Source organism: Blautia sp. CAG:237 (genome assembly GCF_000436615.1).
In the GTDB taxonomy this organism is placed as follows: domain Bacteria; phylum Bacillota; class Clostridia; order Lachnospirales; family Lachnospiraceae; genus Blautia_A; species Blautia_A intestinihominis.
The window spans coordinates 1-5,665 of the sequence record NZ_FR886704.1; the positions used below are offsets into that span (position 1 = coordinate 1).

A 5,665-nucleotide genomic window follows, 5' to 3' on the forward strand; every position below is an offset into this window, starting at 1 on the left:
GGTTTTAAATATAGTCGAGTTATTAAAAAGATATTATAGTAGTTCATGGCATCATTCTGTTCAAAAACACTTCAGAATTCCATGAAAAAGAAGTAAAAGAAAACGAACGTCTCAAGATCGCGATCGAGGAGGCTGATTCCGAAAATCGTGCCAAGACAGAATTTATGAACCGCATGAGCCACGATATCCGCACGCCGATCAACGGAATCATGGGAATGCTCGACATTATCCACAAAAACCGTCAGGATGAGACAAAGGTCGATGACAGTCTCGATAAGATCCAGCTTTCAACAAGACATCTTCTGGAACTGGTAAATGATGTTCTGGATATGAGCAAACTGGAAGCAGGCAGACTTGATATCAAAGAAGAACCGTTTGACCTTGCTGAACTGATGAATGAGGTGGCAGCACTGATGGATTCACAGGTCATGCAGACGGGACTTGTCCACAGAAAGCACAGAGGAACTATCAGGCATACTGCATTGTATGGAAGTTCTCTGCAGCTTCGCCGGATCATGCTGAATCTTATGAGTAATTCCGTCAAGTATAACAAGCCAAACGGAACGATCGACACATATGCGACAGAAATTTCGGACGATGGAGAGACAGCTCTTTATGAGTTCCGTATCGTAGATTCCGGCATAGGAATGAGCCGGGAATTTATAGAGAATGAGCTGTTCAAGCCTTTTACCCAGGAAGAAAACGATGCCCGGACGCAGTACCGTGGAACCGGTCTCGGAATGTCTATCGTAAAAGCACTGATCGACCGGCTTGGCGGTACGATCAAGGTTGAGAGCACTCTTGGCGAGGGAACGGATATCACATATCAGCTTCTATTCAAAATTGATAAGAATGCTTCAGAACAAAGCGAGTCACAGAACTGTGCGGGGGCAAAAAATCTCGAAGGTATGAAGATCCTGCTGGTCGAGGACAACGAGATCAATATGGAGATCGCAGAATTTTATCTCACAGAACTTGGTGCGAAGATTGACAAGGTATGGAATGGAAAAGAAGCTCTTGAGAAGTTTGAAGCTTCGGAACCACATGGCTACGATGTCATTCTCATGGATATCATGATGCCGGTCATGGACGGGATCGAGGCAGTCAAGGCAATCCGCGGGCTGGACCGCGAAGATGCAGGAACGATTCCAATTTTCGCCATGACAGCACAGGCTTCCTCGGAAAATGTCCGCAAATGTCTGAATGCAGGAATGGACGGACATATCCCGAAACCAATAGAAGCCTCAAAACTGGGAAGCACAATTCTGAAGGTGAAAGTACACCGAAATTAACTTTTTTGCAGAAAGATATTGACCTCAACCTGATTTCAGGGTCTATAATAAAATTATTTATGATTCCATGCTTGTCCTGACACATTTCAAAGGGCATACCATGGGTGGTTTCGGCGGATCCAACAAGAACATTGGTATCGGCTGTGCAGACGGACGTATCGGCAAAGGAATGATCCACACCGTAGAAGGTTCCTCTAATATGTGGAGCATTGCAGAGGAAGAACTGATGGAGCGCATCACAGAATCTTCCAAAGCAACGGTAGATCATTTCGGTAAACAGATCGCATACATCAACTGTCTGAGAAACATGTCTGTTTCCTGTGACTGCGAAGGTGTCGGAGCAGAACCGGTCGTTACACCGAATATCGGAATTCTTGCATCCACAGATATCCTTGCAATCGACCAGGCGTCTGTCGACCTGGTATTTGCACTTGGAGAGGATGACCGCAAAGCACTGGTAGAGAGAATCACAACCCGCCATGGACTTCGCCAGCTTACCTACATGAAAGAAATGGGCATGGGAAATGACCGCTATCACCTGATCGACATCGACAATGATGAGATCACACTGGCAGATGCCGTCAAAGACGTTGTTCCGTTCGAAGGATGATCTTTCAAAAAAGATAACTCAAATAGCAGATGATACAAAAACTGACCCGTCGGATTTCCTGGCGAGTCAGTTTTTTTGCATATATATCGAAGAGCCTTTCACTGATTAGTATTTGCTGGCGTGTTTGCCAGAAAGAACTGGATTTATACGCCGGATTCCATTATAATAAAAAGCAGCGAAGAATGAATCTGCGTGAGAATGTTTTTACTTACTCAGAAATTTACGAAAATGATGAGAAGAAAGATATGCAAACAAAGAAAGATACCAAAATAATGAGAGTCCGGGCACTCCTTGTTTTCTGTATTACTTTTTTAATTACCATTGGCTGTATCTATCTGGTGAATCTGAATCAGGAAAAGAGAGAGAAACTTAAGGCATCCTATACTGCCGAGACGACTGTCGGCAAGGTAGAAGCACAGTTAAATAAATACCTGTCAGAGTCAGAACTCATGAAAAAGCTCATAGAAGAGAAGCATGAGATCACGGACGAAGAGTTCTCAGAACTGTCTCAACTGATGCAGGATGAGAACTACGTGATATCAGCGCGTGAGCTTGCAAAGGATGGCGCAGTTTCACAGGTATACCCTCTTGAGGGAAATGAACAGGCAATCGGTCTGGACATGCTCAGAGATTCCGAGCGAAAAGCAGCAGCCAACCTTGCGAAAGACAGTGGAGAATACACGATCGCAGGACCATTTGATCTGGTACAGGGAGGAGTCGGAGCACTTCTTTTTGATCCGATTTACACAGCGGATGAATCGGGAAAAGAGCAGTTCTGGGGATTTTCTATTCTGGTCATCGACTGGAATAAATTTATCCAGGAAACAGAACTGAACAAACTTGAGAATGCAGGATACCATTACCAGATCTGGAAGAAAGACATAGATACCGGGAAGAAAGTTGTCATTGCGGAAAGTGACAATGAAACACTGAAAAATTCAATGGAAGTTGCCTGCTCTGTACCAAACGATACCTGGTATTTTGATATTGTACCGGAGAACGGATGGATCAGCAATATCCAGAAGGTACTGACAATACTGATTGCAGTAGCAATTGCGATATTGCTGGCAGAGGGATATATGCAGTTTCAGATGCGGCGTTATCGTGAATATATTCATGAGAAAGAACTGGAGAAAGCTGCCGAAGAAGCCAGAATCGCGAATGAAGCAAAGACACGTTTCCTCTTTAATATGAGCCACGATATCCGTACACCGATGAATGCGATCATCGGTTTCTCAGACCTTCTGGAGAAACATGCGGATGATCGTGAGAAGGTTGTGGAGTATGTTGGCAAGATCAAGTCATCGAGTTCATTTTTACTTTCATTGCTCAATTATGTGCTTGAGATGGCACGGATCGAAAGTGGTGAAGCGGAGCTGAAACCGGAAGTAGGATGTTTTAAGGATCTTGTGAATTCTCTCCAGGCGGTTTTTGAGCCGGAACTCCATAAGAAAAATCTTAAGTACACCTGTATACTGAATTCAGACCATCCGTATGTGATCTGTGACAGGACCAAAGTAAGAGAGATCCTGCTTAATATCGTAAGCAATTCGATCAAGTACACACCGGATGGCGGCAGTATTGTAGTTGATATTTCAGAATTCCACTATTCCAAAGAGGGACACACTTCATTCAGGATCGTAGTTGCCGATACCGGAATTGGAATGAGTGAGGAGTATCTGCCTCATATTTTTGAGGAATTTACGAGAGAAAGAACGACTACAGAGAGTCATGTGACCGGTACAGGTCTTGGACTTCCGATTGTCAAAGCACTGGTTGACCTGATGGGCGGAACTATCAATGTTTCGAGTAAAGCCGGAAAGGGGACCAAGACAACCATCGTCCTGTCCTTCCCGACAGCGACAGAAGAGCAGATCCAGTCCAGGAAGGAAGAACAGTCCGGTCAGATATTCCGGAATTTCAAAGGCAAACGTATCCTGCTGGCAGAGGATAATGAACTGAACGCAGAGATTGCGATGGAACTTCTCGGAGAAAGAGGTCTTGAGACAGAACACGTAACAGACGGTGTTAAATGTGTGGAAACCCTGAAGGCGAAACCGGAGGATTACTATGACCTGATCCTCATGGATATTCAGATGCCGCACATGGATGGTTACGAGGCAACCAAAGTGATCCGGGCGCTTAACGATCCAAGAAGCCGCATCCCGATCATAGCCATGACCGCCAATGCCTTCGAAGAAGACCGCCAGAGGGCTTTCGAAGCAGGTATGGACGGACATATTGCGAAGCCGATCAGTATAAATGTACTTTTCTCGACGCTGGACGAGGTGCTGGGAAAATCATAATTTCAAACACAATACATAAGGTACCATCTGACATTTGTCGGGTGGTATTTTTGTGCTTTACAAATGTCAAAAGAAAAGTTATGATTCTTTTATAAAATAATTGATAAAAGAGGTCGGCAAAAATGGCTGGAACAGATAAAAAAACTATCACAAGATCCAGAATCCTGAATTATGTGATCAACAATCAAATAACATCCAAGGCAGAAGTATCCAAAAATCTGAACTTGAGTATGCCCACAGTTCTTTCAAATATAAATGATCTGATCGCAAAAGGAATCATTATAGAAACCGGAGAATATGAATCTACTGGTGGACGCAAGGCAAAAAGCATAGGAATCAATCCGTCCTACAGATATTCTGTAGGAATTGTGATCACAGCAAATCATGTGGGGATAGTACTTGTAAACCTGAAATATGAAATCGTGAAATTCAGGCGTGTCCGTATGAAGTTTTCACCGGATGCATCTTACTGTCAGGATCTTTCTGTACTGACATCAGAATTTCTGAAGGACACAGAGTATCAGGACCGGATTCTTGGAATTGGTATTTCAATTCCGGGAATCATCAGTCAGAAAGCCCATCTGCTTATAAAATCACATGCATTGCAGCTGGAAAATTACAGCCTGAGTTTTTTGGAACAGGCATTTGATCTTCCGGTTTATTTCGAAAATGATGCAAATGCGGCAATGATGGCAGAGGATATGAACAGATATAAAAATGCAATCTACCTGTCACTGAACAATACGCTGGGCGGAGCATTCTGTATTGGTGGAAAGCTGTTTCAGGGAGAAAATCAGAAGGCAGGAGAATTCGGACATATGATTCTGGTTCCGGGAGGACGTAAATGCTATTGTGGCAAGAAAGGGTGTGCGGATGCCTACTGTGCAGCAAGTGCACTTACAGATGAAATCAATTCTCTGGAAACGTTTATGGAACAGTTAAAATCCGGTGACGAAGCAGCGGAAGAAAAATGGAGCGAATATCTGGATATGCTGGCGGTCCTGATCTCAAATCTGCGTATGGCATACGATATGGATATCATCCTTGGTGGAGAAGTTGGTGGATATCTGGCAGAACATATGCTTCCACTGGGGGAAAAAGTGATGGAATACAATGGCTTCGATCATGATATCCGGTATCTCAGAAACTGCTCCTACAAGAGAGAAGCATCCGCAGTAGGTGCTGCGAAACATTTTTTACAGGATTTTATCAAAAATATAGAATAGAAGCTGAGAACTTTTATTTTCGGAAATCTCTGAACAAGGTCTGTCAAAAGGCAGATTTTGCTCAGAGATTTTTTGTTGTGGGATGATGCACAGTGTATCTATGAAACCTGCACAAAAACTGATTTCTAATATTGTGCAATAGAGAGAAGTGATAAGAACACTCTTGACAAAAGAGAGTTTCTGAATAATAATGTAATTACTTTAATAAAACATTTAATAAAAGATAATACA

General features: G+C 43.2%; 4 protein-coding genes. All 4 read left to right on the forward strand.

What is annotated here, in order from left to right; genetic code table 11:
• The first annotated feature begins 122 nt into the window (after positions 1 to 122).
• Positions 123 to 1,292, forward strand: a complete 1,170-nt coding sequence (locus tag QZL69_RS03300) for a response regulator (protein ID WP_291518089.1) — start codon at positions 123 to 125, stop codon at positions 1,290 to 1,292.
• Between the two features lie 67 nt (positions 1,293 to 1,359).
• Positions 1,360 to 1,902, forward strand: a complete 543-nt coding sequence (locus QZL69_RS03305; protein ID WP_022213799.1) for a DUF362 domain-containing protein — start codon at positions 1,360 to 1,362, stop codon at positions 1,900 to 1,902.
• A gap of 245 nt (positions 1,903 to 2,147) precedes the next feature.
• Positions 2,148 to 4,208 (forward strand): ATP-binding protein, encoded by a 2,061-nt coding sequence (locus tag QZL69_RS03310; protein WP_173906629.1) that lies wholly within the window; start codon positions 2,148 to 2,150, stop codon positions 4,206 to 4,208.
• 122 nt (positions 4,209 to 4,330) lie between these two features.
• The gene (locus tag QZL69_RS03315; RefSeq protein WP_022213801.1) at positions 4,331 to 5,434 is read left to right on the forward strand and encodes an ROK family transcriptional regulator; all 1,104 of its coding nucleotides are present in this window, start codon (positions 4,331 to 4,333) and stop codon (positions 5,432 to 5,434) included.
• Positions 5,435 to 5,665 lie beyond the last annotated feature (231 nt).

Coding starts and splice junctions, on each gene's coding strand:
- QZL69_RS03305 (WP_022213799.1), top strand. CDS start 1,360: ATGCTTGTCCTGACACATTTCAAAGGGCATACCATGGGTGGTTTCGGC.
- QZL69_RS03310 (WP_173906629.1), top strand. CDS start 2,148: ATGCAAACAAAGAAAGATACCAAAATAATGAGAGTCCGGGCACTCCTT.
- QZL69_RS03315 (WP_022213801.1), top strand. CDS start 4,331: ATGGCTGGAACAGATAAAAAAACTATCACAAGATCCAGAATCCTGAAT.